This window comes from Bacillus sp. TE8-1 (assembly GCF_008368855.1).
GTDB lineage: Bacteria > Bacillota > Bacilli > Bacillales > Bacillaceae_G > Bacillus_A > Bacillus_A cereus.
Window position 1 is genome coordinate 408,493 of sequence record NZ_QPET01000014.1, and the last position, 26,084, is coordinate 434,576.

Consider the following 26,084-nt stretch of genomic DNA (forward strand, 5'->3'; position numbering starts at 1 on the left):
ATGATTTAAAGAAGTACTGTTTGACAATGAGAATTCTTTTGGATAACAGTTTCACTTTATAGCGTTTTGAACATACTACAAGAAGTAGAACTGAACTTATAGGAGGTCGCAGTTATGAATAAATATAAACGTATATTCCTAGTCGTAATGGACTCTGTGGGAATCGGTGAAGCACCAGATGCTGAGCAATTTGGTGATTTAGGATCTGACACAATTGGTCACATTGCTGAACATATGAATGGGTTACAAATGCCTAACATGGTGAAATTAGGTCTTGGTAACATTCGAGAAATGAAAGGTATCTCTAAAGTAGAGAAACCACTTGGATATTACACAAAAATGCAAGAGAAATCTACTGGTAAAGATACAATGACAGGTCACTGGGAAATCATGGGCCTTTACATTGATACACCATTCCAAGTGTTCCCGGAAGGATTCCCGAAAGAATTACTTGATGAATTAGAAGAAAAAACAGGCCGTAAAATTATCGGTAATAAGCCAGCTTCTGGAACTGAGATTCTTGATGAACTTGGTCAAGAGCAAATGGAAACAGGTTCTTTAATCGTTTATACTTCTGCTGATAGCGTATTGCAAATTGCAGCACACGAAGAAGTAGTGCCACTTGATGAGTTATATAAAATCTGTAAAATTGCACGTGAATTAACATTAGATGAGAAATACATGGTAGGTCGTGTTATTGCTCGTCCATTCGTTGGTGAACCTGGAAACTTTACACGTACACCAAATCGTCATGACTATGCATTAAAACCATTCGGCCGTACAGTAATGAACGAATTAAAAGATAGTGACTACGATGTAATTGCTATCGGTAAAATCTCTGATATTTATGATGGCGAAGGGGTAACGGAATCACTTCGTACGAAGTCTAACATGGATGGAATGGATAAGCTTGTAGATACATTAAATATGGACTTTACAGGTCTTAGCTTCTTAAACTTAGTTGACTTTGATGCATTATTCGGCCACCGCCGTGATCCACAAGGATACGGAGAAGCTCTGCAAGAATATGATGCACGTCTTCCAGAAGTATTCGCAAAACTAAAAGAAGATGATCTATTATTAATTACAGCAGACCACGGTAATGATCCAATTCACCCTGGTACTGACCATACACGTGAATATGTACCATTATTAGCATATAGCCCAAGCATGAAAGAAGGCGGACAAGAGTTACCACTTCGTCAAACATTTGCTGATATTGGTGCAACAGTAGCAGAAAACTTCGGTGTGAAAATGCCAGAATACGGAACAAGCTTCTTAAATGAGCTAAAGAAATAGGGGGATAAACAAATGAATCGTGAACTTATTACAAAATCAGCTTCATACTTAAAAGAGAAATTTCAAGAGACACCACAAGTAGGACTAATCCTTGGATCAGGACTAGGTGTATTAGCAGACGAAATTGAGAACGCAGTAACAGTACCGTACAGTGAAATCCCTGAATTCCCAGTATCAACTGTAGAAGGCCATGCAGGTCAACTAGTATTTGGTACACTTCAAGGTGTAACAGTAGTAGCAATGCAAGGACGTTTCCACTTCTATGAAGGATACGACATGCAAAAAGTAACATTCCCAGTTCGTGTTATGAAAGAACTAGGTGTAGAAACAGTAGTTGTAACAAACGCAGCTGGTGGTGTAAATACATCATTTGAGCCAGGCGATCTTATGTTAATTTCAGACCACATTAACTTCATGGGTACGAATCCATTAATCGGACCGAATGATTCTGAAATGGGCGTACGTTTCCCTGATATGTCTACATCATATACAGTAGAACTTCGCGAAATGGCGAAACAAGTTGCAGCAGACTTAAATATTAAAGTACAAGAAGGTGTATACGTGGGAATGACAGGTCCTGTATATGAAACACCTGCTGAAATTCGTATGCTTCGTACACTTGGCGGAGATGCAGTTGGTATGTCAACAGTACCTGAAGTAATTGTAGCGCGTCATGCTGGTATGAAAGTATTAGGTATTTCTTGTATTTCAAATATGGCAGCTGGTATTTTAGATCAACCACTTCATCACGATGAAGTAATTGAAACGACAGAACGTGTTAAAGCTAACTTCTTAGCATTAGTAAAAGCAATCGTAAAACAAATGAAGGGGTGACTTCACAATGAGAATGGTGGACCTAATTGCAAAAAAACGTGACGGACATGCATTAACGACAGAAGAAATTAACTTTATTGTTGAAGGATATACGAATGGTGATATTCCTGATTATCAAGTAAGTTCACTTGCAATGGCAATTTTCTTCCAAGATATGAACGATCAAGAGCGTGCTGATTTAACGATGGCAATGGTAAATAGCGGTGATACAATCGACTTATCGGCTATTGAAGGTGTAAAAGTAGATAAGCATTCAACAGGTGGTGTTGGTGATACAACGACACTTGTATTAGGTCCATTAGTAGCTGCTTTAGATGTACCAGTAGCGAAAATGTCTGGACGCGGTTTAGGACATACTGGTGGTACAATTGATAAATTAGAAGCAGTTCCAGGATTCCATGTGGAAATTGAAAACGATGAATTCATGCGTCTTGTAAATGAAAACAAAATCGCTGTTATCGGCCAAAGTGGTAACTTAACACCTGCTGATAAAAAGCTATATGCACTTCGTGATGTAACAGCAACAGTAAACTCAATTCCGCTTATTGCAAGTTCGATTATGAGTAAAAAAATTGCTGCTGGTGCAGATGCAATTGTTCTTGATGTAAAAACTGGAGCAGGTGCATTTATGAAAACGGATGAAGATGCAAAACGTTTAGCAGAAGCAATGGTACGTATCGGTAATAACGTTGGTCGTAATACGATGGCAGTTATTTCTGATATGAGTCAACCACTCGGTGAAGCTATCGGTAACGCATTAGAAGTTCAAGAAGCAATTGATACATTACAAGGTAAAGGGCCGAAAGATTTAGAAGAGCTATGTTTAACACTTGGAAGTCAAATGGTGTACCTTGCTGGGCAAGCTTCATCTTTAGAAGATGCACGTGAAAAGCTAATTGAAGTAATGAACAACGGAAAAGCGCTAGAATCATTTAAAACGTTCTTATCAGCGCAAGGCGGTGACGCATCTGTTGTTGATGACCCTTCTAAATTGCCACAAGCACAATTTAAAATTGAAGTGGAAGCGAAAGAAGACGGATATGTATCAGAAATCGTTGCAGACGAAATCGGAACAGCAGCAATGCTTTTAGGAGCAGGACGTGCAACGAAAGAGTCTGAAATTGATTTAGCAGTTGGTCTAATGCTGCGCAAAAAAGTAGGCGATAGCGTGAAGCAAGGTGAATCTCTCGTTACAATTTACGCAAACCGCGAAAATGTTGAAGATGTAAAAGCGAAAATTTATGAGAACATGAAGATCTCTAAAGAACACGTAGATGCACCAACTTTAGTACACGGTATCGTAACGAAGTAATAAAAAAAGCTGAGGAGGTTTCTCCTTGGCTTTTTTTACTATTTTTTGTTTATAATAATAATGGGTGAAATTATGATTAGAATTTGTGCAGTAACAAAAACAGATGAAGTATTATATGATGTTTCTCTAGAAGAAACAAAGAAAGACCATATTGTATGGTATTGGCTAGATTTATATAAGCCAACGAAAGAAGAGTATACATATATTCTGCAGGACCATTTTAAGTTCCATCCCCTTGCAATTGAAGACTGTATAGAATACGTACAGAGGCCAAAAGTTGATTTTTATGATGGATATAACTTTTTAGTTCTTCATGCATTTGGGGAAGATGGACTAGAACCGCACGAAATCGATTTATTTATTAGTGATCGTTATATTGTTTCTTTCCACTTTTCTCATAACAATGCAATCGAAAGAGTATGGAAAACACTTGGAGAAAAGAAGCGTATTAAAAATAGTCCTTTACACGTAGCTCATACAATTATTGACCAAATTGTAGATGACTATTTTGCGCCTGTATATTACATTGAGGATCATTTAAATGCAATTGATGATAATTTAACCGGGGAGACAGCAGGAAGCGTATTAGAAGAGGTATTTGATATACGTGCAGATTTATCAAAGCTAAGGCGTACAATCATTCCAATGCGTGATTTATTATATCGTATTTTAAATTCGACTCGTTTTTATGGTATAAGCGATCATGAAATTTACTTTAAAGATATACATGATCATTTGCTTAAACTAACAGAAATGATTGAGGCAAGTCGAGAGTTAACAGCAGATATTCGGGATAGTTATTTTTCATTAAACTCACATCATATGAATAACATTATGAAAACATTAACTGTATTCTCGACTATTTTCATGCCATTAACATTTATTGCGGGAGTATATGGAATGAACTTTACGCATATGCCAGAGCTTGGTGGACAATATAGTTATTTTATTTGTCTACTTATCATGGCACTAATTGGCGGCGGAATGATGGCCTGGTTTTATAAAAAAGGATGGTTTAAGTAAAAAAAACACCGAGGATTTCCTCGGTGTTTTTTTAACCAATAGCATGTAATACAAACATAGCTAAGAATAAGCATGTAATGATATACATAGATGGTGCGACTTCTTTACGCTTTCCAAGAGCAACTTTTAAGATAGGGTAAGCGATAAATCCGAACGCAATGCCATCAGCGATACTATATGTGAGCGGGATCATAACGATAATTAAGAATGCTGGAAATCCTTCTGAAAAGTCATTCAGAGGAATTTGTTGGATGCTTGTAATCATCAGCCCGCCAATAATAATTAAGATTGGTGCAATGGCACTATCAGGAATTAATTTGACAAATGGAAGAGCAAACAGTGATGCAAAGAATAGCAACCCAGTAACGATAGACGTCAGACCTGTCTTTCCGCCTGCAGTAATACCTGCGGCACTTTCTACTGTTGATACGGTAGGGCTTGTGCCAAATAGACCACATGTCATTGCTGAAATTGCATTGGCTTGGTAAGCACGTGGGAATTTACGGTCATCTTCTAATAAACCGTGCAGAAGTCCCATGTTCTCAAAAATAAGCACCATGCTTAAGGAGAATGTTGCAATCCAAAACGGTAAGGAAGAAAGTTTCCCAAATGACATAGCTCCAAACACATCACCGTAATTAGCGAATGAGAATGAACTATTTCCCACTTGACTCGTATCCACAAGACCAAATAACCATGCGATACCAGTTCCTATTGCAATCGTCCATAAAAAGTTTCCACGTACGTTACGAATAAATAATACAAGTGCAATGATAAGAGTAAGTAATGTCGCAAGAACGACAGGATTACTTAATTTCCCCATTGCCACAGCAGTATTTGGGTTCGAAACGACTAAACCACCTTTTTGCAATCCGATAAACGCTAAAAATAATCCGATGCCGACAGTAATCGCTTCCTTTAATGACTTTGGAATTGATATTGATAGCACGCGAGCGATTGGTGTAAAAGCGGCAATTGCAAAAATAATACCAGAGATAAAGACAGCAGCCAATGCTTCTTGCCAAGTTAGTCCAAGTGTATGCACAGCTGTGTACGTGAAGAATGCATTTACACCCATACCCGGGACAAGAATAGCAGGTGCATTTGCCCAAAATGCCATGAGTAGACATCCGACAAATGAACTAAAAACAGTTGCTAAAATTCCAGCTTCAAGAGGAATGCCAGCATCTGATAAGATTGACGCATTTACAATCATAATATATACGATTGTGAAAAATGACGTAACTCCAGCTAAAACTTCTTGTTTTGGTGATGTTTCGTGTAAACCTAATTTAAATGTTCTTTCAAGTATTCCTTTCATGTTAAACCTTCTTTTTCATATCCCTCTCCCACCCGTGATATCTCTTTTGTAAGAGCTCACCGTTCTTTATTATATCAGAACATCATGTTTTTACAACAAGTAAAATGATAACGTTTACTTGTAAAGAGAATTCGTTATAAATACGTAAAAATAGCCCGTATGGATGAAATGATTTCTAATTCACCCGATTGAATAGGCGGGGCTGCTTGTGCATGTAAAGTAGCATAAGACGTAACCTCCCTTGGTAATTGGGCAGATTCTTCAACGAATGAGAGGGGAACAGGATTAATATTTAAATTATATGTACTCGCAATAGCACGAGCTTTTTCTACTGCTTGGTGCAGAGCTTGAATGAGAGCTTGCTCATAATATTTATTTGGATGAGATACTCGGAAACGTAAACCTTTTGCTACATTTGCACCATTTGAAACGGCTATATCATATACTTCCCCAGCTTTTTGTACATTTAAAACGGTAATTTCATACAAATGCTCCACGCGGTATCCTTGTAGCAATGCTTTATCATTTACATATTCGTATTGAGGAGTGATCGTATAAGAAATCGTTTCTATATCTTTATCGGCAATACCAAGCTGTTTAAGTGCATCCAGCAATTGTTTGGATTGCACTGCATTTTCTTCTTGAGCCTGTTTTACATTTTTATCATCTGTTCGAATGCCAAGCGTTAATATAACAACATTCGGTTTTGCTTTAACGACGCCTTCCCCTTGTACAGTAATAGTAGCTTCTTTACCAGTATTAGCTGTGCGTACGTTGTGTAAATAAGGATTCATTCCACCCTGCATTTTCCATCACCATCCTTTTTATATGTATATGTGTGAACAAAAAAGAAATTTATATGAAAAAAGTTACATAAATGAGAATGTTGAGGAAAGAAAGCATATACAACATAGGTATTTATAGATTATAATATGTGTAAATATGATAAAAAAGGGACGAGGCTATTGAACGAAAAAAGAGAAACACTGATTTTAGATTTATCTGCATCATTTCGAAAAATGATACGTTTATTACAAAATGATATTAATACACGTTTTGCAGAACATATGCCATATAATGAATTTTCTGTATTACGTGCGTTATTTTTAAAGAGTCCACAGATGGCTTCGCAAATTGCGAGTGAAGTAAACGTAACCTCCAGTCATATTACAGCTGTTACAGATCGTCTCGTACGAAAAGGATTAGTAGAAAGAAAACGTTCTAATTCAGATCGTCGAATCGTGTACTTAGAAATTACAGAGCACGGAAGAGAAGTAACTGAAAAACTTGAAGCTGTGCGTAAAGAATATTATAAAGAGAGATTTAAAGGTTGGAGCGACCAAGAAATAGAAATGGTCTTAGAACTATTTGGCCGCGTATTATAATAAATGAGGATAGGAAGCGAAAGCATTCCTATCCTTTTTCTTTTGAATAAAAATATTTTGAAACTCCGATACTTTAATTAAAAGATCGGAGGAAAGATTATGAAATATATTGCGGCACTTACCATTTTATTTGGTGGTTTTTTCTATTTTCAAACATTCACGTACGCAGATACACCTATCCAAGTGGTGCGAAAAGAAGTGAAGTACATTGAAAACGATAATACAGTCTTATATTCGAAATTATGGGTTCGTTCTATGCAAAACGCAGTATTATTCCACCATAGCGATAATATTCGCAATCAGGACACATTACGTAATGTAACAAGTTCATCGCTTGTTAAAGCGAAGCAACTATCTTTTCAGAAAGCAGCACTCTATATACCGAGACTATCGCAATACGTATCAAAAATAGGAAAAGAAAATATTCAAGTGTACTACATTGCGATTCACTATAATGTAAAAAAAGAAAATGCATATCAATTAGATGGCATGAACTATTTTCTACAAGTATTCGTAAAAGAGCGTGGGGAATGGAAAATTGCTGAAAGTGTAGTTGCCCCGACAGAGCAAATTGTGCAAAATGGTGATGGATTTGGGATGAAAGAAGAGATGGTGTATGGGGATAGGAGAGAGAATGTGAAATAACCTCCTCATCGAGAGGAGGTTATTTTATTTAAAATTCCAAGAGACTTTCCATTTTAATATTTTAGGTAGGAGGAAATACGTAATGAAACTAGTCACTAAAAATCCGATGTAAAAGCTAGACAATGACTGCTCATGACTTAGTATTAAACCTCCGATGATTCCCCCAAAGAAAATCGCACAAGCTAAAACTACTTTTTGTAGTTTTGGATATAATAAGTAGTTACCATTTCGCTCATTGACTGAACGGGCATATAAATATATACCGAGTGGTAATAAAATAAGGATATGTGCAATAGGTCCAATCAATGTTTTGACCGGTGGAATCTTTGTAAAGTTTGGCTCGTTATGACGCACTCCATTTTGATCAGTATAAGCGCTTTGTGGATCATAATTAAAGTAAATATTAAAATCTTCTGCTGGACTAGAAATACGTATGTTTTCCATAACATCATGTATAATGCCATTGTTCTCATGAAAGTCGGCATTCGAGTGAACAGCAATAACTCCTGATATTAGAGATGGAAGTAACACTGGGAAGATTAATATAGCTGCAGTAAGAAATCCTTGCGATATCACATTTCCAGCGATTGTTCCTATACATAAGGCAAGTGTATAAATAGCAATTAATACAATTAACATGTATATAAAGTAACTATGAAAGGGGGAGAATACTTGATATTTATTATGAAAAGTCAACTTTTTCATAATAGCAAATAGTCCCCAGTTTAAAACGACAACAGCCGCGATATTACAGATTCCAAACAACCACTTTGTTATATAGAGGTGCGAACGTTTAAAGGGCATAGACCATAACAAGTCGCTAGTGTTATTTTGTCTTTCCCATCCAATTAACGTACAAGCTAGAACGATTAGCAAACTACCTAACAGCATGATAGAATCTAGAAGTGTTAAATCAAAACTGTAATGATATATAGCTTTCCATTTTTTATTCATATTTAGAAAATATTGCTGTTGAATAGAAGTCATATAGTATTTATATGACAAACTATAGAAGCTGACGAGCCAAAATAACCATACAACATATTTACTTTGTTGATACGTTCTTAGCCACAGTGCTTTTTGAAACATAGGATCTCTCCTTTAAAAAACTTTATAATTTGTTAGGCGTGATAATACAACATAAGTAATGATTCCAGCGAGAAACAAACTGATATAGTAGTTAGGTAAGAAATAAAATTGATTGATTTTATAGCCACCTAGTAATGAAAAGTAAATGGTTGTCCCCCATATACATATTTTTAAATGTTTTTGGAAAATAAATATCCTTTGACTATTTTCATTTGGTGAACGCACATATAAATATGTCCCAAGTAGTAAATAAAATATTGTATAGAAAATAGGGACTAACATTGATTTGGCTGAATAATATACGTGAGATGCTGGATTTCTTAAAGTAGTTGGATCGTTGTCCCTCTTCCGAGAATCTGGCTGATAGTTATAATCAATAGAAAAGCGATATATTGGTACAACTATATTTGTTTTTTGATTGATTTCATATAGTTGTTGATCTAATTTATTATTTTTAGTATCGGTAGCCCCTAAATGGTTTAGTGTAAAAGTGTACACTAGTGGAATAAATGTAAGGCCCATTAGTAGCCATGGAATGCAAAAAATGACCTGTGAAACAATACTTCCAGTAAAAGTACCGATACATAGAGCAGCTGTATAGACTGCAACATAAGAAACTATTGCATAAAGAAAGTATCGGTGAAGTGGACTAAATGATTGATAATCAAAATGGATAGTTGTTCTATAAATAACATACATAATAATCCAATTTATAAGTAACGAGCTCACAATACAGAAAGAACCGAAAGCCCATTTAGATAAGAAAACATGTTTTCTTTTAAATGGCATCGTCATAAGTAGTGTATTCGATTGGTTGCTACGTTCCCATCCTATCAATAAGCAGGCTAAAGCAATGATAAGAACAGTTAACCAAAAACTATTACCTTCTCCTGAAGAAAAGGTATAAAAATAATAATACTGTTTCCCTTTTTCTTGTAATTCGTAATATTTATCGAGTTCCATCTGAGCACTTCTATAGTATCCGAGAGATAGAAGATAAAGTGAACTGAAGAGAAAAAGTAACGCAGCATATTTCCCGCGCTTCCAATTCCACATCCACAACGCTTTATGAAACATATCCATCCTCCTCCAGTGTCGTAACGAAGACATCTTCAAGTGACATTGTTAATTCTTCAATGAGCAGTGGTTGCTCTTTATAAAACTTCTCCAGTGTTGTAGCCACATTTCCCTCAATTAAAATCGTATATACTTTTCCTGTTTGATTTAATATTTTAATATTGCTTAAGTTTTCTAGTTTTTGAGGTAATGAACGCTCGTAAGCTACTTGTATTTTTGCAAATTGTGATTTTGCATCGTCTAGTGACGTAATAGATGCTACAGTATGTCCTTTTAACATAATGATTGTATCTGCAATTTGTTCTACTTCATCTAAATGGTGAGTGGAGATGAAAATGGTAATCTCTTTTTCTGCAACTTCTCCAACGAGAAACTGTAAAATTTTCCTTTTCACGATAGGATCAAGTCCATTTGTCGGTTCATCTAAAATGATATATTCTGCCTTTGTAGAAACGGCTAAAATGATGGCGAGCAGTGCTTTCATTCCTTTTGAATAACTACGAATTCGTTTGTTTGGTAAGTTGAAACGTTCTAGTAGTTCGTAGAAATATGGTTCATCAAATGCTGTATAAACTGCTTTATAAAACTTCACGATTTCTTTTACTGTATAACCGTTCAGTATGTTAGTAGAATCCGGAACATATACGATTTTTTGTTTCGTTTCAGGATTTTTATGGATGTCGATATCCTCATATGTAACAGTTCCCTCGTCTGGGTCTAAAATGCCGACCATCGTTCGTAATAAAGTTGTTTTTCCCGCGCCGTTTCTTCCAAGTAATCCGACGATACTACCTTTTTGTAATGTGAAAGAAACATCGTCTAAAATTGTTTGATTATCAATTGTTTTCTTCAAGCTTGTCACTTTCAACATCCGTATTCCCTCCAATCTCTTTATAGTATGAATCTATCCAATCATGAATTTTATTTTTCGTAATACCAAGATAAGAGGCTTCTAATAGTAATTGATGAAATTGCTTTTCAACCATAGCGATTTTCCTTTCGTCTAATGTTGGGGTAATCGATTGGGATACAAATGTTCCTTTTCCTCGTAACGTTTCAATAATTCCTTGTCTCTCTAACTCTTGATACGCTTTACTCACTGTATTTGGATTTATAACGAGTAAAGAAGCGAGTTCGCGTACAGAAGGAAGTTTATCACTTGGAGCCAACATGTTTTTCAATACGAGTTCTTTTATATTTTGAACAATTTGTTCCCATATCGGAGTGTTGCTTCTTGGGTCAAGTTGAATATGCAAGAGCAATGTCTCCTTCCTCATATGTATTAAGTGTACTACTATATATAATACACTTAATACAATATAGGGGACGAATGTATTTGTCAACTGAAAATAATAGAAAAAATTGGTATTAAAAAAAGGAGAATTGGAAAAAATAGGTCTGATATAGAATGGAGGGTTAGTCATGAAGCGAGTTTTTGGAATACTTGTTTGTTTCATGTTATTGCTTTCTGGAACTTCAGTGAGTTTTGCGCAATCTGAAAAAACGAAGCAGGAGAAAACAGAAGAAACAACGCCGAAGTTAGCGGAACAAGCGTCGTCAGCAATCGTAATTGAGCAAGATACAGGTAAAGTTTTATTTGATAAAAACCCAAATGAAAAATTACCACCTGCTAGTATGACAAAGATTATGACAATGCTTTTAATTATGGAACAAGTTGAAAAAGGAAAACTAAAACTGACCGATAAAGTTAGAGCGAGTGAACATGCAGCTTCAATGGGTGGATCGCAAATCTTTTTAGAACCTGGGGAAGAGATGACTGTAAATGAGATGTTAAAGGGTATTGCAATTGCATCTGGAAATGACGCATCTGTTGCAGTAGCCGAGCACATCGCAGGTTCAGAAGAAGGATTTGTAAATATGATGAACAAAAAGGCGAAAGATTTAGGGCTGAAAAATACACATTTTCAAAACCCAACAGGTCTTCCGGCCAAAGACCATTATTCGACAGCAAATGATATGGCTATAATGGCGAGAGAATTGATGAAGTATCCACTTATTCGTAAATACACAGGTAAGTACGAAGATTATTTACGTGAAGATACGGATAAAAAGTTTTGGCTCGTTAATACGAATAAACTAGTACGTTTTTATCCTGGCGTAGATGGAGTAAAAACAGGTTTTACGACAGAAGCGAAATATTGTTTAACAGCATCGGCTGAAAAAAATGGCATGCGTGTCATTTCAGTTGTCATGGGAGCACCAACATCAAAAGAACGGAACAACCAAGTGACGAAGCTTCTTGACTATGCATTTGGACAATATATGACAAAGAAATTGTATACGCGCGGCGAAAAAATTAAGACAGTTCAAGTAGGAAAAGGGAAAAAAGAAAAAGTAGATTTAGTTGCGTCAGATAATGTTTCTCTTCTTATGAAGAAGGGCGAGAATATGGACAAGGTAAAACAAGAAGTAATTGCTGAAAAGAAAGTAAAAGCACCGATTAAAAAAGGTGACGCGCTTGGCACCCTTGTTATAAAAAAAGATAAAGATGTTTTATTAAAACAAACAATTATAGCAAAAGAAGATGTTGCTGCAGCGAGCTGGTGGGAGTTATTTAAAAGAAGTTTTGGGATGTTTTCAACATCAAAATAGCGGCAAATATTTTGCCGCTTTTCTATTCGTATATAAGTGAATAATGCTGAAAGGTTTCACTTTATGACGAAATAGTTCTTCTTTTGTCAGCAGGAAGGATTCTTATTTTATATCACGAAAATCTTTATGTATGTGAATAAGTAAAGTTTGAGCATAAGGAGGAAATCGTGTGAGTCTTTCCATGCAATTAGAAGTAAAACGTGACGTCCTATGTGTGAGACTAGAGGGTGAATTAGATCATCATACGGCTGAAGAGTTGCGAACGAAAGTAACAGATATGATTGAGACACATGGTGTTCATCATATTGTTTTGAGCCTAGAGAACTTATCTTTTATGGATAGTTCTGGTCTAGGTGTTATATTAGGCCGATATAAACACGTAAAGGGATTAGGTGGAGAAATGGTTGTTTGTGCAATTTCACCGCCTGTTAAGCGTTTATTTGAAATGTCGGGCTTATTCAAAATCGTTCGCTTAGAAGAAAGTGAAGCGCACGCGCTCGCGACGTTGGGGGTGGCATAGATGAGAAATGAAATGAACCTTCAATTTTCAGCATTAAGTCAAAATGAATCGTTCGCTCGCGTTACTGTGGCGGCTTTCATTGCACAACTAGATCCAACGATGGAAGAGTTAACGGAGATTAAAACAGTTGTGTCAGAAGCGGTTACAAATGCAATTATTCATGGATACGAAGGAAATGCAGAAGGTATTGTTTATATTTCTGTAATTTTGGAAGAAGCAATGGTGAAACTCACGATTCGAGATGAAGGGATTGGAATCTTTAACTTAGATGAAGCGAGACAACCCCTTTTTACAACTAAACCTGAATTAGAGCGTTCCGGAATGGGATTTACTATCATGGAAAATTTTATGGATGAAGTAGAAGTTATTTCAAACGAATCTTTCGGGACAACAATCCATTTGACAAAATACTTATCAAATAGTAACGCTCTATGCAATTAAGGAGAATAGCCTATGGACATAGAGGTCAAAAATGAGAAGAAGAAACCTCAGTTAAAGGACCACGAGCTAAAAGCGTTAATTCAAAAAAGTCAAGATGGAGATCAACAAGCGAGAGATACAATCGTTCAAAGTAATATGCGCCTCGTTTGGTCGGTTGTACAGCGGTTTCTTAATCGAGGATACGAACCAGACGACCTATTTCAAATTGGATGTATTGGGCTCTTAAAATCGGTAGATAAATTTGATTTATCTTTCGACGTGAAATTTTCAACATATGCAGTTCCAATGATTATTGGTGAAATACAACGTTTCTTACGTGATGATGGATCAGTGAAAGTTAGTAGGTCTTTAAAAGAAACAGGAAACAAAATTCGAAAGATGAGAGATGAGCTTTCGAAAGAATTCGGAAGGGCTCCAACGATTAATGAAGTGGCAGAGGCACTAGAACTAACGCCAGAGGAAGTTGTTCTAGCGCAAGAAGCGAGCCGTGCGCCTTCATCTATACATGAAACTGTATATGAAAACGATGGAGATCCAATCACTATTTTAGATCAAATTGCAGATCAATCTGAAACGAAATGGTTCGATAAAATTGCTTTAAAAGAAGCGATTAGAGAACTAGATGAACGAGAGCGCTTAATTGTATACTTGCGTTACTATAAAGATCAGACACAATCAGAAGTAGCAGAGCGCATAGGCATTTCGCAAGTACAAGTTTCAAGACTTGAAAAGAAAATATTAAAACAGATGAAAGATCGAATAGACGAATAATTGTCTATTCGATTTTTTTATGCTGTTAATAGGAGAGAGATGTAAATTTTCGAAAAAATTTACAGAATTTATTGATAATTTGGTCAATTTAAAATATAATCCAAGTATGAACTTGTCATAAAGGGGGAAGGAAACATGGAAACGAGGCAACAATGGGGAACGAGAGCTGGATTTATTTTCGCAGCGGTCGGATCTGCCGTTGGATTAGGAAACATATGGCGTTTTCCTTATACAGCGTATGAAAATGGAGGAGGAGCATTTTTTTTACCGTACTTATTTGCATTATTAACGACTGGTATTTCATTGTTAGCGTTTGAGTTTGCCCTTGGTCATCGTCATCGTGGTTCAGCACCACTTACATTTTTCCGTATTAGCCCGCGTGCCGAATTTATTGGATGGTGGCAAATGTGCGTAACATTTATCGTTTCAACATATTATGCAGTGATTATTGCTTGGTCTATATCGTATACATACTTTGCAATTACTGGAGCATGGGGAAAAGACACGCAATCATTTTTATTTAAAGAGTACTTACATGTTGCAGATAAGCCAGGACAATTTGGAGGACTTGTACCGGAAGTATTAATTCCGTTAGCTCTCGTTTGGATTATTGTGCTTGGCGTTGCATTTAAAGGAGTTAAAAAAGGAATCGAGGTTGTTAACCGTATATTTATTCCTTTATTAGTTGTTATGTTTCTTATTATCGTCGTTCGTGCAGTGACGATGGAAGGCGCTATGCAAGGACTAGATGCATTCTTTAAACCAGATTGGAGTCGTATTTTTGATGGGAAAGTATGGCTTGCTGCTTATGGTCAAATATTCTTTAGTTTATCTTTAGCATTTGGAATTATGATTACGTATTCTAGTTATTTACCGAAAAACTCGGATACAACAAATAATGCCTTTATTACTGGATTTGCAAACTCAGGATTTGAATTATTAGCAGGTATTGGGGTCTTTGCAGCTCTTGGATTCATGGCAAATAATATGGGAGTACCGGTTGATAAAGTAGCAAGTGCTGGCGTTGGGCTTGCGTTCGTAGTATTTCCCCAAATTATTAATGAATTGCCGATGTCACCGTTGTTTGGTGTTTTATTTTTCTTATCGTTAACGGTTGCTGGAATTACATCACTTATTTCACTCGCGGAAGTATGCTTTGCCGCTGTATCTGAAAAATTCAGTTTAAGTCGGGAAAAAACTATTGGAATTATGGGAACCCTTCTCGTGTTAGTTTCTCTTGTTTTTGCAACACGTGGTGGACTTATGTTCTTAGATGTTGTCGACTATTTCGCTAATAATTTCGGATTAATTACAATTGCACTTGCGGAAGTAGTTACGATAGGACTCATTTTACGCCGTTTACCAGTTTATCAAAATCATGCAAACTTTGTATCTGATATTAAATTAGGAACGTTTTGGAGAGTGAGTTTACTCGTTATTACTCCGCTTATGTTAGGGTATATGCTAATTGATGGTACAATCCAAAATATTAAAAAGAACTACGGAGATTATCCGACTGAGTTTGTTGTAACGTATGGTTGGTCGATAGCGGCAGCATTCCTCATAGTTGCAATAATCATTGGCCTGAAAAAATGGGATGCACAAATTCATTCGGATTCTGCCAAGCTTGAAAAAGAATGGAAAGATCGAGGTGTTTCATAATGAGTGGATCAGCGATTATGATGATGGTTATTGGAATAGTAGTCATTTGGGGAGGGCTTGCATTAAGTATTGCAAACTTATTTAAGAAAAAGGCATAAGTAAAAAACATCTGTACCGAAATGGTGCAGATGTTTTTTTATGAAAAAATTGTATTAGAAAAAAATTCAATAACCATACTACAACTACGAGGAAGAGTGAAGGGGTGAATGAAAGTTGGAACAAACGATTTATATTAAAATGCGCAATCGTTTAAAAGTTTCTCCTACTTATGAAGTAAAGCTGGGCGATGTTGCTCAACTTGCCGGAGATTCTTCCGTAGTTGAGTTGTTACAAAATGAGATAGTTTACAAAATAACAGCGCATGATAAGACGCATGTTGTAATTGATGTTATGAAAGTAATTGAGATTATTCAACAGAAAGCATCTCACGTACAAATTAATTTACTCGGTTCTGGACAAACTCTTGTTGAAATTATATACGAAAAAAAGAAGACACACCCAATTTTTTTCGGGCTTGTATGGCTGTTACTGTTCATTGGAGCGGCCCTTGCGATCATTTATTTCCATGAAGATGTAAGTATGCAACAAGTACATCAACGGTTATATTACATGATTACTGGAGAATTTAATGCACAACCACTTTTATTTCAAATTCCTTATTCTTTAGGTCTTGGCTTAGGGATGGTTTTATTCTTTAATCATGTATTTCAAAAGCGAATTAATGAAGAGCCGAGTCCGTTAGAAGTTGAGATGTTTCAATACCAACAGTCACTTGATCAGTATGTAATCGTTAATGAAAACAAGGATAATATGAAACAACTTGCCGATGATTGAGTCTGGATTTGTTATTTTAATTGGTTTAGCTGGAGGGATTGCGGTAGGTAGCGGATATGTCGCATTTTTAGCTGTACTTGGTATAATCCCCCGTTTAGCTCAATTAACGAGAAGTGGAAAGCATATTCAATATTTTGAGTGGGCAGTCATTGCAGGTACTTTAACAGGGGCTTGGTGCAGTTTGAAAAACATTACATTTCAAACGTCGCAATATTGGCTCGTTATATTAGGGATATTTTGTGGCACGTTCATTGGAATGCTTGCTGCGGCATTAACAGAGGTGTTAAATGTTCTACCTATTTTAGCGAAACGAGTAGGGGTAGAGGGGAAGATTATTGTTTTACTCGTTGCTCTTGTACTTGGGAAAGTAATAGGATCGTTGTTTCACTGGATTTATTTCGTAAAGTAGGAGGCAGTATATAAATGACAAGTCAGAAATTGAAGGATGATTACGTAAATAAAGTGAAGGAGTATCATCCAAAGCCAAACTATTTACTAAATTGTATCAAAGCATTTCTTGTAGGTGGACTCATTTGCACAGTTGGAGAAGTATTGATGAAATTTTATATACATTATTTTCACTTCAGTGAACAAGAGGCAGGAAACCCAACTGTTGCAACCCTTGTTTTATTATCCGCGATTTTAACAGGGTGTGGTGTATATGATAAAATCGGTCAATTTGCTGGAGCAGGATCAGCGGTACCGGTAACAGGATTTGCAAATTCTATGGCGAGCGCTGCCTTAGAACATAAGAGCGAAGGAGTTGTTCTAGGGATTGCTACAAATATGTTTAAACTGGCAGGAAGTGTGATTGTATTTGGGGTTGTTGGTGCATATATCATTGGGTTAATAAGGTATACCTTTAAAATTTTTATGTCTTAAAGGAGGGCTAGTATGAGGTTGACCGGAAAACAAACGTGGGTATTTCAAAATGATATATATGTGAATGCAACGGGTACTGCTGTCGGTCCGAAAGAAGCTGAGGGCCCTCTTGGGAAAAAATTTGATATTTCATATGATGACTTGCATTGTGGAGAAGAAAATTGGGAGCTCGCCGAACGAAGATTAATGTCAGACTCAATTCAACAAGCAGTGCAAAAAGGGAATATAAAAACATCGCAAATTGATTTCTTTTTAGCGGGAGATTTATTAAATCAAACAGTGACAGCAAATTATGTTGCGCGTAAGTGGGGCATTCCTTTTTTAGGAATGTTTAGCGCTTGTGCGACGTCTATGGAGACTTTAGCAGTTGGCTCAGCTTTTATAGACGGTGGATTTGCAAATCGTGTCTTAGCTACAGTAAGTAGTCATAATGCAACGGCTGAAAGACAATTTCGCTATCCAACAGAGTACGGTGGACAAAAGCCAGGGACAGCAAATTCAACTGTGACTGGTGCAGGATCTATATTAATTAGCAATGAAAAAAGTGCAATTAAAATTACGTCGGCTACAATTGGAAAAGTGCAAGATTTAGGAATCACAAATCCTTTGGATATGGGGGCAGCGATGGCTCCAGCAGCAGCTCATACAATTCAACAACATTTTGAAGATTTAAGAAGAAGTGCCGATGATTATGATTTGATTGTTACGGGTGATTTATCAGCTGTTGGGACGCCGATTGCGAAACAACTTTTACTTGAGGAAGGTTATGATCTTGGGCATATATACAATGATTGTGGATTGATGATTTATGAATCAAGTCAAGAAGAAGTGTTTGCAGGTGGTAGTGGTTGCGCTTGTTCAGCAGTTGTCACATATGGTCATTTATTACACGAGATGCAAAAAGGGAATTTACAACGAATTTTTGTCGTTGCGACTGGTGCATTATTAAGCCCGATGATGATGCAACAGAAGGAAACGATTCCAACAATTGCACATGGTGTCGTATTTGAGAGAGTTAAAGGAGAGTGAATTGTGGATTTTATATATGCATTTCTTGTAGGTGGAGTTATTTGTTTAATTGGGCAACTATTGTTAGATTTCGTAAAGTTAACACCAGCTCATTTAATGGCAACTTTTGTAGTCATCGGAGCAATTTTAGATGGATTTGGATTGTACGATAAACTAATAAAGTTTGCAGGTGCTGGAGCAACAGTCCCTATTACAAGTTTTGGACATTCACTATTGCACGGAGCAATGCATGCAGCAGAAAAACATGGATATTTAGGAATTGGTATTGGCATGTTTAGTTTAACGTCTGCGGGCATTTCCGCAGCGATATTGTTTTCGTTTTTTATAGCACTTATATGTAAACCGAAAGGATAAATCAAATGAGACGAAGGGTTGTTTTGGTCACAGATGGAGATGAATATGCAAAGCGGACAATTGAGCTTTTAACGAAGGAATTTGGGGGAAGGTGTATTTCAGCATCACAAAGTAATCCAACCAAATTGACAGGGAAAAAAGTTGTTGAGCTTATTATGCAAACGCCATATGACCCTGTATTTGTCATGTTTGATGACAGTGGATTTATTGGAGAAGGATCTGGTGAAAAGGCTTTAAAATATGTGGCTACCCATAAACAAATTGATGTGCTCGGTATTTTAGCGGTAGCGTCTAATACGCATCATTGGGAATGGGCACGTGTAGATGTAAGTGTAGATCGGAACGGGAATTTAACCGAATACGGTGTTGATAAATTTGGACTTCCAGATGGTGAAATTGGCAGGATTAGCGGAGATACAATATATTGTTTAGACGATTTAAATGTTCCTGTCATTGTTGGAGTCGGTGACATTGGTAAGATGTGTGGAAATGATGAATGGGAGAGGGGATCACCTATTACGAAGAAAGCAATTCAATTAATTTTGGAAAGGAGTGGTTTTTATGACGAAGCCTAAAAAAGTGGATATCCCTATATCAACTTTCATAAGTGACAATGAAAATTATTTAAAGCAGACAGTTGGACTAGGCGTTACATACGATGTCGGCATTCGTAAATTTCAAATTTTGAATAAAGAAATTGGTGTGTTATTTGTAAACGGACTTTGTGATACAAATTATATTATCCCTATTTTAGAAGAAGCGGTGGATACAAATGAGATAAGGGATGTAGAAGAAGATACAGTGAAGCTTTTAGAGAATCGCTTAATCCATCAACAAGTAAGTAAAGTGAAAACGATGGATGAGGTAATGCTCCAAGTATTATCAGGACTCATCGTGATATTTGTGGAAGGTGAAACGGAAGCGTTCGCGATCGATGTTCGTAGTTATCCAGGGCGAACACCGACAGAACCAGATACCGAAAAGGTAGTACGAGGTGCGAGGGATGGATTTGTTGAAAATATCGTTGTAAATACAGCGTTAATTCGTAGGAGAATTCGAGATCCACGTCTTCGAAATGAAATGGTTCGAGTAGGAGATAGATCGCAAACGGATATTTGTATTACATACGTTCAAGATGTTGCAAATCCAGATTTAGTAAAGATTATAAAACAAGAATTAAATAACATCGATGTAGATGGAATTACGATGGCGGATAAAACAGTAGAAGAATTTGTTGTAAAGCAAAGCTATAACCCATTCCCACTTATTCGATATACAGAAAGGCCAGATGTAGCAGCAAATCATCTACTAGAAGGACATGTGTTAGTACTTGTTGACACATCGCCAAGTGCTATGATTACACCGACAACATATTTTCATCATTTACAGCACGCGGAAGAGTTTAGACAAAATCCAGCTGTCGGTACATTTTTACGCTGGGTGCGCTTTTTAGGTGTTATATTCTCGTTATTTTTATTACCATTTTGGTTAGTGTTTGTATTTGATCCAACTCTTTTGCCAGCAAATCTTGCTTTTATTGGACCGACTAAGATGACGCATTTACCAATTTTATTACAGGTGTTAATGGCAGAGGTCGGACTTGAGTTTTTAAGGATGGCAGCCATTCATACTCCAACGCCGTTATCGTCTGCAGCAGGGTTGATTTCCGCTATATTAATTGGTCAAATTGCAATTGATGTAGGTTTGTTTGTGCCAGAAGTAATTTTGTATGTAGCAGTTTCGATGGTTGGTGCATATGCAACACCGAGTTATGAATTAGGATTAGGGAATAAGGTTGGGAAATTGTTTGTTATTATTTTAACAGGTCTCTTCCATGAGATGGGATTTGTAATTGGTATGACGATATTAATTTTATTTTTAACGTCTATAAAAAGTTTACAAACACCTTATTTATGGCCGTTTTTACCATTTGATTGGGGCGCGTTAACAAAAATTTTACTCCGTCCAACGATGTCTAGTTTAAAAGTACGACCAAGTATTGTAAGACCTCAAAATGTAAAAAGACAAAAATAAACGGGATTATACACCCGTTTATTTTTTTTAGCAAAAATTTATTATTTTTTAACAAAAATCAAACATTTTTTGTGTACACTTAGAGTAGATATTGTGTATGAAAGGGGAAGAGGACATGATTAAATTATTTGTAAGTGATTTAGATGACACGCTCGTTTACGATGTGAATCATATGCAAAAAGAAGATGAACGTGCGCTGTGTTGGTTAGCTGAGAAAGGGACAAATATTTGTTTTGCCTCTGGCCGCTTTACACACAGAATTGATGAAGTTGTAAAAAGGTTTGCATTCCCATATTACACAACTGGCTTAAATGGAGCGACAATGTTACTTCCGGATGGAAATTTATTTCATGAATCGAGTTTTGAAAATGTGGTTGCCCAGGAAATATATCGATATATACATAAAAAAGGACTAGCGGATATTGTTTGTGCAAATGAGCAGCGATATACAAAAAGGAAGAATGAACATCACCATAATTTTGAAGCATATATGGGCGTGCATATCGCTGAAATTGAAGCGTTAGAAGAAGAGTTTGGTAAGACTGTACACCCTGCAAAATTGTTTGTTTTTGGAGAAGAAGAGAAAATTGTGACGTTAGATCAAGAGCTACGAGATACGTTTCAAGGCGAAGCGGAAGTTTTTATATCAGGTAAACGCTATGTTGATATTATGCCAAGAGGCGTGAGTAAGGGGAGTGCTCTAAAGCGACTAATGGACCATTTGCAAATTGAAGCAAATGAAGTTGCTTGTATTGGAGATTCTTTCAATGATATTTCTATGTTTGAAGTAACCCCACATTCATTTACTCTTCATCATGCCCATCCATATGTAAAGGAGAAAGCAAATCATATAGTGCGTTCGGTTGAAGAGGCTGTTATGAAATTACCGTTACTTGTATAAAAAAGAAGCCCGTCATTGGCGGGCTTCTTTTTTACTTGAATAAAGATTTAACAAAATCAATGATACTTGAGAAGAAATCTTTCACTTTATCTAGAAAACTTTGCCCTTCTTCAGATCCTAAAAAGGCAGAAACATGTTCTTTTGCTTTGTTTAATTGACTACCAACTTGATTCCAATCGATATTAAGATTCTTCATTTTATCAAATAACGATACTAAGTTATCTAACTGTTCATCTGTTAATGTAATGCCGAGTTGGTCAGCAATTTTTTTAATTAATGAACGTAAATCTTCTGTTGTTTTTGGCTGTTCTTTTGCAATTTCTTCTTTAATTTTTGCAACAAGTTGAACTGCTTTTTCTTCACCAATTTTATCACCAAGCTGGGCTGTTTGTACCATTTCTTCATTCGCTACTTTTTTAACTTCTTCAGGAATTTGTTTATTGGACGCAGTTTCGTATGCTTTCATTAATCCAGTTAAAGCTGCAGTTCCTGAAACTTTAAAAGGTGCAGTAATTTGAATTTCTGCATCTTTTACACCTGCTGTAATCAAAGCGTTAGTGTACATTGCATCTGTTACCCAGTTAATGTTCTTTGATCGTACGATAAGACCAGATCCTGGTTTTGTGTATGTAATCATAGAAGAAGAAATTGCTCTCGTACCAATTTGTGCTTTTGGAACAATGCCTTCTAGAAATTTATGTTCTTCCGCATTAGATACAGTGATAATTGTAGCATCTTTTGGTGCTTTCATTTCTTTTAACAGATCTTGTTTTTGTTGTTCAGATAAGTTCTCTCCTAATGTAACAATTGATTCTCCCTCGATGATGTCTGCAAACGAAGCTGTTGGCATCATAAATACCGTTACAGCTAATAGCAGAGCTAGTAATTTCGTTTTCACGAAAAATCGCTCCCTTTCTCTTTCTAAAATTTTCGGGCAACAAAGTTATTATAGTATATATTTCTTATTTGTCACCTAGCTTTTTCCACATTTCAAAAAAGAAGTATCTAGATTGTCGGATTCTTTTTGTTTCTAGTCATGAATGTGGTAATATAGTGCTGAGATAGTTGAAAGGAGACATATACGTATGAAAACTTTAGGATACATATTAATGGAAAACGGTGAAAAAATCGACTTGGAATTTTTCCCAGAAGAAGCACCGAAAACAGTAGAAAACTTTAAAAAATTAGCAGAGCAAGGATTTTATGACGGTGTTACATTCCACCGTGTTATTCCTGGCTTCGTAAGCCAAGGTGGAGACCCAACAGGTACAGGTGCAGGTGGCCCAGGTTACTCTATTCCATGTGAAACTGATGGAAACCCTCATAGACACCTTGTAGGATCACTTTCTATGGCTCACGCTGGCCGTAACACAGGCGGTAGCCAATTCTTTATCGTTCATGAGCCACAGCCGCATTTAGATGGTGTTCATACTGTATTCGGTAAAGCAACAAGCGGTATTGAAACAGTATTAAAAATGCGTCAAGGCGATGTAATGAAAGAAGTTAAAGTTTGGGAAGAATAAGGTAAGGAAAAAGAGAGCTTTTGCTCTCTTTTTTATTTTTAATGAGATTGAGTACTACTTCTACAGCTCATCATACAAGTAGTATTGTTGCTAAAATATATTGCTTGTGAGAACAAACCTTTAACCAATTACATAGAATACATTACATTATATGTTTCAATAAATATTTTTTGTTATATTAATTTTGCTAGAATTGTGCTGCTTTAGAGTAACTATAAATGAAGTGCGGTTGAATGATATGTTTCTTTCCATTCCATATAAAATTTTCTTTTTTTAACTCTATTTATTAAAGGAATAGTGCTGAAACATAGATTTGACTTTCTTCTTTTCGCTTTGTATGATTATCAAGTTGTTTTAGACTCTTCTCACTCTGTTGAAAATATTGTAAAATGAATGTGATATGAAAAGAGTGATTGAGGGGATTACTAGTTTGTAACTTTTGTAAGAAGGGATAAGGGTTATGTTAATTCGTTTTAAAAAAAGTTATGAAAAAATTGCAATGGGGCTTCTTTCGTTTATGCCAACTGAAAAAGATGTGAAAACATTACAATTGACAATGAAAGAATATGAAGCAAAAGATGATTGGCAATTGTATTTGTGGAAAGAAAATGAAGATTTTGTTGGAATAATGGGGATTGTAAAAAAAGAGAATCAAGTATTAGAAATTCAGCATTTGAGTGTGAACCCGTCTCACCGTCATGTGGGGATTGGGACGAAGATGGTTCAAGAGTTAAAGAGTAAATTTCTTGAGTTTACAATTTGCGGAAATGAGCAAACAGCAAGTTTTTGCGAAAAATGTAAAGGGCTAGAACAAAATATACATTCGTGAAAGCAGAGATAAGTAGTTTATTATCTCTGCTTTCTTTTTTGTAATTGTTCGTTTCGTTCAGTAATGACCTCTGTGCGATCACGCAAAGTGTGCTTGTTTATAATATATTCACCTGGGATAGCATTCAAGTCTTTCCAAGAGAGGTTTTGTTTTTGACATAACTCTATGCACTGCTTCTCTAACGATGAATCTGATAAGGGTAAAAATAAAGGTACAAAACGTTCTTTTTTATGGATAGATTGCAATCTTTCATTGAGCAAGGAAAGAAGTTGTACTTGATTAATTCCTAAACGTTGTAAAGGCACACCGCTTTTTTCTAAAATTGTAATTGCGCTTTTCATCATTTTTGTAGAACCATTCCAATTAGCACGTCTTTGGTGGTATAAAGAAACTGCAATTTGAATGAGACCAACTAAGTAATGATCACGATTACCTCTTGGTTTTGTCTTCCAATACTCTTCTAGTATTTCGTGGCATTCAAAATAGTCATAATCTCCATGGAAATGAATTAAAAATTGTATGTATTCGGTAGGATACATGTTTTCTCGCTCCTATCTAACGGTTATACATATAAGTGTATCATAGAAATATGAACAATAAACGACTAGGAGGTTTCCCCCTAGCCGTTATTGTTCATATTAGCAGAAGCAAGCTGCTCCTACAATAATTAGTAAAATAAACAGTACAACAAGTAATGCGAACCCACCGCTAAAACCACAATCAACGTGACCCATAGTTTTTTGACCTCCTACATTGTTCTTACTACACTGTTATCATATGAAGTGGTGGGCATGATGGCATAGGCATCGGTCTATTTTTAATTAAATTTCTTAAAAAGGTTGGATAGAACATGAGTATGCTCTATACTTATGTTGTTATAGAAAAAATGTGGTGGGATGCTTTGTGCAATATAATTTTAAAGTAGAGGCTTTTGAAGGGCCGTTAGATCTATTGTTACATTTAATACATCGTTATGAAATTGATATATATAATATTCCTGTAGCAGATATTACAGAGCAATATTTATCTTATGTTCATACGATGAAAGAACTTCAATTAGATGTTGCAAGTGAGTATTTAGTAATGGCTGCAACGTTATTACAAATTAAAAGTAAGATGTTGTTGCCGAAACATGAAGAAGATGTACTTGATAACGGTGATGATTTTATAGATGATCCTCGTCAAGAATTGATGGAGAGGTTAATTGAATATAAGAAATATAAGCAAGTTGCTACTGAGTTAAAAGAAAGAGAACAAGAAAGAGCACAGCTATATACACGTCCACCAATTGACTTTACATCGTTGCAACAAGAAGAGGAGACAAGCTTACCTCTTGATGTTACGTTATATGATATGCTAGCAGCATTTCAAAAATTAATGCGCCGTAAAAAGGCAAAAAAACCTGTAACAACACGTATTACTCGTCAAGAAATACCAATTGAACAGCGAATGACTGATATTTTAAAACAGTTAAAAATAAAGGGTGGTCGCCAAAGTTTTTATGATTTGTTTGTTGATGATGAACGTGAAATAATGGTTGTAACATTTTTAGCAGTTCTGGAACTTATGAAAAATCAACAAATCATAATTGAGCAAGAACATAATTTTGATGAAATTTTCGTATCAAGCTCTAATAAATCTGCATAGAGCAAGTATGTGAAAATGGGATAGCAACATTTTATCTCATGCTATGTTTTAATGTATCG

General features: G+C 36.0%; 32 protein-coding genes. 23 read left to right on the plus strand and 9 right to left on the minus strand.

Annotation, left to right across the window (positions count from 1 at the left end; all coding sequences use genetic code 11):
• Positions 1-114: 114 nt before the first annotated feature.
• The 4 genes from deoB to corA are packed head-to-tail and all read left to right on the plus strand — an operon-like array spanning position 115 to position 4,468.
• Positions 115-1,299 carry a phosphopentomutase gene (gene deoB, locus DN404_RS13990; RefSeq protein WP_001046079.1) on the plus strand — a complete coding sequence of 395 codons (1,185 nt, stop codon included), beginning with the start codon at positions 115-117 and terminating at the stop codon, positions 1,297-1,299.
• 12 nt (positions 1,300-1,311) lie between these two features.
• Positions 1,312-2,133, plus strand: coding sequence for a purine-nucleoside phosphorylase (locus DN404_RS13995; RefSeq protein ID WP_001078446.1), 822 nt, complete (start codon positions 1,312-1,314; stop codon positions 2,131-2,133).
• Between the two features lie 7 nt (positions 2,134-2,140).
• Positions 2,141-3,445, plus strand: a complete 1,305-nt coding sequence (locus DN404_RS14000) for a pyrimidine-nucleoside phosphorylase (RefSeq protein WP_001243069.1) — start codon at positions 2,141-2,143, stop codon at positions 3,443-3,445.
• A gap of 60 nt (positions 3,446-3,505) precedes the next feature.
• Positions 3,506-4,468, plus strand: coding sequence for a magnesium/cobalt transporter CorA (gene corA, locus DN404_RS14005; RefSeq protein WP_002000765.1), 963 nt, complete (start codon positions 3,506-3,508; stop codon positions 4,466-4,468).
• A gap of 31 nt (positions 4,469-4,499) precedes the next feature.
• Here corA and DN404_RS14010 read toward each other — a convergent pair whose 3' ends face one another.
• Both DN404_RS14010 and DN404_RS14015 read right to left on the minus strand, forming a co-directional pair.
• Positions 4,500-5,789 carry an NCS2 family permease gene (locus DN404_RS14010; RefSeq protein ID WP_000676238.1) on the minus strand — a complete coding sequence of 430 codons (1,290 nt, stop codon included), beginning with the start codon at positions 5,787-5,789 and terminating at the stop codon, positions 4,500-4,502.
• A gap of 134 nt (positions 5,790-5,923) precedes the next feature.
• Positions 5,924-6,595: an SIMPL domain-containing protein gene (locus DN404_RS14015; RefSeq protein WP_001161448.1), complete on the minus strand. Its 672-nt coding sequence runs from the start codon at positions 6,593-6,595 to the stop codon at positions 5,924-5,926.
• A gap of 159 nt (positions 6,596-6,754) precedes the next feature.
• Between DN404_RS14015 and DN404_RS14020 the strand changes: the two genes are divergently transcribed.
• Positions 6,755-7,174 carry a MarR family winged helix-turn-helix transcriptional regulator gene (locus DN404_RS14020; protein WP_001003305.1) on the plus strand — a complete coding sequence of 140 codons (420 nt, stop codon included), beginning with the start codon at positions 6,755-6,757 and terminating at the stop codon, positions 7,172-7,174.
• A gap of 99 nt (positions 7,175-7,273) precedes the next feature.
• Entirely contained in the window at positions 7,274-7,819 is a 546-nt protein-coding gene (locus DN404_RS14025; RefSeq protein ID WP_086410751.1) for a hypothetical protein, read from the plus strand.
• 24 nt (positions 7,820-7,843) lie between these two features.
• Here DN404_RS14025 and DN404_RS14030 read toward each other — a convergent pair whose 3' ends face one another.
• The 4 genes from DN404_RS14030 to DN404_RS14045 are packed head-to-tail and all read right to left on the minus strand — an operon-like array spanning position 7,844 to position 11,241.
• The gene (locus DN404_RS14030) at positions 7,844-8,908 is read right to left on the minus strand and encodes an ABC transporter permease (protein ID WP_149215138.1); all 1,065 of its coding nucleotides are present in this window, start codon (positions 8,906-8,908) and stop codon (positions 7,844-7,846) included.
• 12 nt (positions 8,909-8,920) lie between these two features.
• Positions 8,921-9,985 carry an ABC transporter permease gene (locus DN404_RS14035; protein ID WP_000468529.1) on the minus strand — a complete coding sequence of 355 codons (1,065 nt, stop codon included), beginning with the start codon at positions 9,983-9,985 and terminating at the stop codon, positions 8,921-8,923.
• On the minus strand, positions 9,975-10,856 hold the full coding sequence (locus tag DN404_RS14040) for an ABC transporter ATP-binding protein (RefSeq protein WP_149215139.1): 882 nt from the start codon (positions 10,854-10,856) through the stop codon (positions 9,975-9,977). Before DN404_RS14040 ends, DN404_RS14035 begins: the two co-directional genes overlap by 11 nt.
• A complete protein-coding gene (locus tag DN404_RS14045; protein ID WP_113304055.1) occupies positions 10,822-11,241 on the minus strand; it encodes a GntR family transcriptional regulator in 420 nt (139 codons plus the stop codon). Before DN404_RS14045 ends, DN404_RS14040 begins: the two co-directional genes overlap by 35 nt.
• 166 nt (positions 11,242-11,407) lie before the next feature.
• Between DN404_RS14045 and dacF the strand changes: the two genes are divergently transcribed.
• The 14 genes from dacF (at position 11,408) to DN404_RS14120 (ending at position 22,026) form a co-directional block, all read left to right on the plus strand.
• A complete protein-coding gene (gene dacF, locus DN404_RS14055; protein WP_000831997.1) occupies positions 11,408-12,598 on the plus strand; it encodes a serine-type D-Ala-D-Ala carboxypeptidase DacF in 1,191 nt (396 codons plus the stop codon).
• A gap of 169 nt (positions 12,599-12,767) precedes the next feature.
• Positions 12,768-13,118 (plus strand): anti-sigma F factor antagonist, encoded by a 351-nt coding sequence (gene spoIIAA / locus DN404_RS14060; protein WP_000059135.1) that lies wholly within the window; start codon positions 12,768-12,770, stop codon positions 13,116-13,118.
• Positions 13,119-13,559: an anti-sigma F factor gene (spoIIAB, locus tag DN404_RS14065; RefSeq protein WP_001243398.1), complete on the plus strand. Its 441-nt coding sequence runs from the start codon at positions 13,119-13,121 to the stop codon at positions 13,557-13,559. It abuts the gene before it with no gap.
• Positions 13,560-13,571: 12 nt separating this feature from the next.
• On the plus strand, positions 13,572-14,330 hold the full coding sequence (gene sigF, locus DN404_RS14070) for an RNA polymerase sporulation sigma factor SigF (RefSeq protein WP_000350729.1): 759 nt from the start codon (positions 13,572-13,574) through the stop codon (positions 14,328-14,330).
• Between the two features lie 135 nt (positions 14,331-14,465).
• Positions 14,466-15,992 (plus strand): sodium-dependent transporter, encoded by a 1,527-nt coding sequence (locus tag DN404_RS14075; RefSeq protein ID WP_000450088.1) that lies wholly within the window; start codon positions 14,466-14,468, stop codon positions 15,990-15,992.
• Positions 15,992-16,090 carry a methionine/alanine import family NSS transporter small subunit gene (locus DN404_RS14080; protein WP_000016826.1) on the plus strand — a complete coding sequence of 33 codons (99 nt, stop codon included), beginning with the start codon at positions 15,992-15,994 and terminating at the stop codon, positions 16,088-16,090. Before DN404_RS14075 ends, DN404_RS14080 begins: the two co-directional genes overlap by 1 nt.
• 115 nt (positions 16,091-16,205) lie before the next feature.
• On the plus strand, positions 16,206-16,826 hold the full coding sequence (locus DN404_RS14085; RefSeq protein WP_000438369.1) for a stage V sporulation protein AA: 621 nt from the start codon (positions 16,206-16,208) through the stop codon (positions 16,824-16,826).
• Positions 16,819-17,235 (plus strand): stage V sporulation protein SpoVAB, encoded by a 417-nt coding sequence (gene spoVAB, locus DN404_RS14090; RefSeq protein ID WP_000572936.1) that lies wholly within the window; start codon positions 16,819-16,821, stop codon positions 17,233-17,235. Before DN404_RS14085 ends, spoVAB begins: the two co-directional genes overlap by 8 nt.
• A gap of 14 nt (positions 17,236-17,249) precedes the next feature.
• Positions 17,250-17,708 carry a stage V sporulation protein AC gene (spoVAC, locus tag DN404_RS14095; protein ID WP_017673595.1) on the plus strand — a complete coding sequence of 153 codons (459 nt, stop codon included), beginning with the start codon at positions 17,250-17,252 and terminating at the stop codon, positions 17,706-17,708.
• Positions 17,709-17,720: 12 nt separating this feature from the next.
• Complete coding sequence (spoVAD, locus tag DN404_RS14100) at positions 17,721-18,737, plus strand: stage V sporulation protein AD (protein WP_001241163.1); 1,017 nt, start codon at positions 17,721-17,723, stop codon at positions 18,735-18,737.
• Positions 18,738-18,740: 3 nt separating this feature from the next.
• Positions 18,741-19,091 (plus strand): stage V sporulation protein AE, encoded by a 351-nt coding sequence (gene spoVAE, locus DN404_RS14105; protein WP_000345916.1) that lies wholly within the window; start codon positions 18,741-18,743, stop codon positions 19,089-19,091.
• Positions 19,092-19,096: 5 nt separating this feature from the next.
• Positions 19,097-19,666, plus strand: a complete 570-nt coding sequence (gene spoVAEA / locus DN404_RS14110; protein ID WP_001254415.1) for a stage V sporulation protein SpoVABEA — start codon at positions 19,097-19,099, stop codon at positions 19,664-19,666.
• Complete coding sequence (gene spoVAF / locus DN404_RS14115) at positions 19,653-21,125, plus strand: spore germination protein SpoVAF (protein ID WP_000165596.1); 1,473 nt, start codon at positions 19,653-19,655, stop codon at positions 21,123-21,125. The genes spoVAEA and spoVAF overlap by 14 nt, the downstream gene beginning before the upstream one ends.
• A 97-nt stretch (positions 21,126-21,222) precedes the next feature.
• Positions 21,223-22,026, plus strand: a complete 804-nt coding sequence (locus DN404_RS14120; protein ID WP_001987215.1) for a Cof-type HAD-IIB family hydrolase — start codon at positions 21,223-21,225, stop codon at positions 22,024-22,026.
• A gap of 31 nt (positions 22,027-22,057) precedes the next feature.
• Here the strand turns inward: DN404_RS14120 and DN404_RS14125 are convergent, their stop codons facing one another.
• Complete coding sequence (locus DN404_RS14125) at positions 22,058-22,924, minus strand: DUF1002 domain-containing protein (RefSeq protein WP_000850515.1); 867 nt, start codon at positions 22,922-22,924, stop codon at positions 22,058-22,060.
• Between the two features lie 187 nt (positions 22,925-23,111).
• Here DN404_RS14125 and DN404_RS14130 point away from each other — a divergent pair, with 187 nt between their 5' ends.
• Positions 23,112-23,549 carry a peptidylprolyl isomerase gene (locus DN404_RS14130; protein ID WP_000853782.1) on the plus strand — a complete coding sequence of 146 codons (438 nt, stop codon included), beginning with the start codon at positions 23,112-23,114 and terminating at the stop codon, positions 23,547-23,549.
• Between the two features lie 460 nt (positions 23,550-24,009).
• A complete protein-coding gene (ribT, locus tag DN404_RS14135; protein ID WP_000908401.1) occupies positions 24,010-24,378 on the plus strand; it encodes a GNAT family N-acetyltransferase RibT in 369 nt (122 codons plus the stop codon).
• 20 nt (positions 24,379-24,398) lie between these two features.
• On the opposite strand, the gene DN404_RS14140 is transcribed toward ribT, so the two are convergent.
• Both DN404_RS14140 and DN404_RS14145 read right to left on the minus strand, forming a co-directional pair.
• Positions 24,399-24,917, minus strand: a complete 519-nt coding sequence (locus tag DN404_RS14140; RefSeq protein ID WP_000283597.1) for a DUF309 domain-containing protein — start codon at positions 24,915-24,917, stop codon at positions 24,399-24,401.
• 99 nt (positions 24,918-25,016) lie between these two features.
• Positions 25,017-25,112, minus strand: coding sequence for a YjcZ family sporulation protein (locus DN404_RS14145; RefSeq protein ID WP_000510194.1), 96 nt, complete (start codon positions 25,110-25,112; stop codon positions 25,017-25,019).
• A gap of 169 nt (positions 25,113-25,281) precedes the next feature.
• On the opposite strand from DN404_RS14145, the gene scpA reads away from it, so the two are divergent.
• Positions 25,282-26,025 carry a segregation/condensation protein A gene (gene scpA, locus DN404_RS14150; protein ID WP_001199753.1) on the plus strand — a complete coding sequence of 248 codons (744 nt, stop codon included), beginning with the start codon at positions 25,282-25,284 and terminating at the stop codon, positions 26,023-26,025.
• The last annotated feature ends 59 nt before the right edge of the window (positions 26,026-26,084 follow it).

Coding starts and splice junctions, on each gene's coding strand:
- deoB (WP_001046079.1), top strand. CDS start 115: ATGAATAAATATAAACGTATATTCCTAGTCGTAATGGACTCTGTGGGA.
- DN404_RS13995 (WP_001078446.1), top strand. CDS start 1,312: ATGAATCGTGAACTTATTACAAAATCAGCTTCATACTTAAAAGAGAAA.
- DN404_RS14000 (WP_001243069.1), top strand. CDS start 2,141: ATGAGAATGGTGGACCTAATTGCAAAAAAACGTGACGGACATGCATTA.
- corA (WP_002000765.1), top strand. CDS start 3,506: ATGGGTGAAATTATGATTAGAATTTGTGCAGTAACAAAAACAGATGAA.
- DN404_RS14010 (WP_000676238.1), bottom strand. CDS start 5,789: ATGAAAGGAATACTTGAAAGAACATTTAAATTAGGTTTACACGAAACA.
- DN404_RS14015 (WP_001161448.1), bottom strand. CDS start 6,595: ATGCAGGGTGGAATGAATCCTTATTTACACAACGTACGCACAGCTAAT.
- DN404_RS14025 (WP_086410751.1), top strand. CDS start 7,274: ATGAAATATATTGCGGCACTTACCATTTTATTTGGTGGTTTTTTCTAT.
- DN404_RS14030 (WP_149215138.1), bottom strand. CDS start 8,908: ATGTTTCAAAAAGCACTGTGGCTAAGAACGTATCAACAAAGTAAATAT.
- DN404_RS14035 (WP_000468529.1), bottom strand. CDS start 9,985: ATGTTTCATAAAGCGTTGTGGATGTGGAATTGGAAGCGCGGGAAATAT.
- DN404_RS14040 (WP_149215139.1), bottom strand. CDS start 10,856: ATGTTGAAAGTGACAAGCTTGAAGAAAACAATTGATAATCAAACAATT.
- dacF (WP_000831997.1), top strand. CDS start 11,408: ATGAAGCGAGTTTTTGGAATACTTGTTTGTTTCATGTTATTGCTTTCT.
- spoIIAB (WP_001243398.1), top strand. CDS start 13,119: ATGAGAAATGAAATGAACCTTCAATTTTCAGCATTAAGTCAAAATGAA.
- sigF (WP_000350729.1), top strand. CDS start 13,572: ATGGACATAGAGGTCAAAAATGAGAAGAAGAAACCTCAGTTAAAGGAC.
- DN404_RS14075 (WP_000450088.1), top strand. CDS start 14,466: ATGGAAACGAGGCAACAATGGGGAACGAGAGCTGGATTTATTTTCGCA.
- DN404_RS14080 (WP_000016826.1), top strand. CDS start 15,992: ATGAGTGGATCAGCGATTATGATGATGGTTATTGGAATAGTAGTCATT.
- spoVAB (WP_000572936.1), top strand. CDS start 16,819: ATGATTGAGTCTGGATTTGTTATTTTAATTGGTTTAGCTGGAGGGATT.
- spoVAC (WP_017673595.1), top strand. CDS start 17,250: ATGACAAGTCAGAAATTGAAGGATGATTACGTAAATAAAGTGAAGGAG.
- spoVAD (WP_001241163.1), top strand. CDS start 17,721: ATGAGGTTGACCGGAAAACAAACGTGGGTATTTCAAAATGATATATAT.
- spoVAEA (WP_001254415.1), top strand. CDS start 19,097: ATGAGACGAAGGGTTGTTTTGGTCACAGATGGAGATGAATATGCAAAG.
- spoVAF (WP_000165596.1), top strand. CDS start 19,653: ATGACGAAGCCTAAAAAAGTGGATATCCCTATATCAACTTTCATAAGT.
- DN404_RS14120 (WP_001987215.1), top strand. CDS start 21,223: ATGAAAGGGGAAGAGGACATGATTAAATTATTTGTAAGTGATTTAGAT.
- DN404_RS14130 (WP_000853782.1), top strand. CDS start 23,112: ATGAAAACTTTAGGATACATATTAATGGAAAACGGTGAAAAAATCGAC.
- ribT (WP_000908401.1), top strand. CDS start 24,010: ATGTTAATTCGTTTTAAAAAAAGTTATGAAAAAATTGCAATGGGGCTT.
- DN404_RS14140 (WP_000283597.1), bottom strand. CDS start 24,917: ATGTATCCTACCGAATACATACAATTTTTAATTCATTTCCATGGAGAT.
- DN404_RS14145 (WP_000510194.1), bottom strand. CDS start 25,112: ATGGGTCACGTTGATTGTGGTTTTAGCGGTGGGTTCGCATTACTTGTT.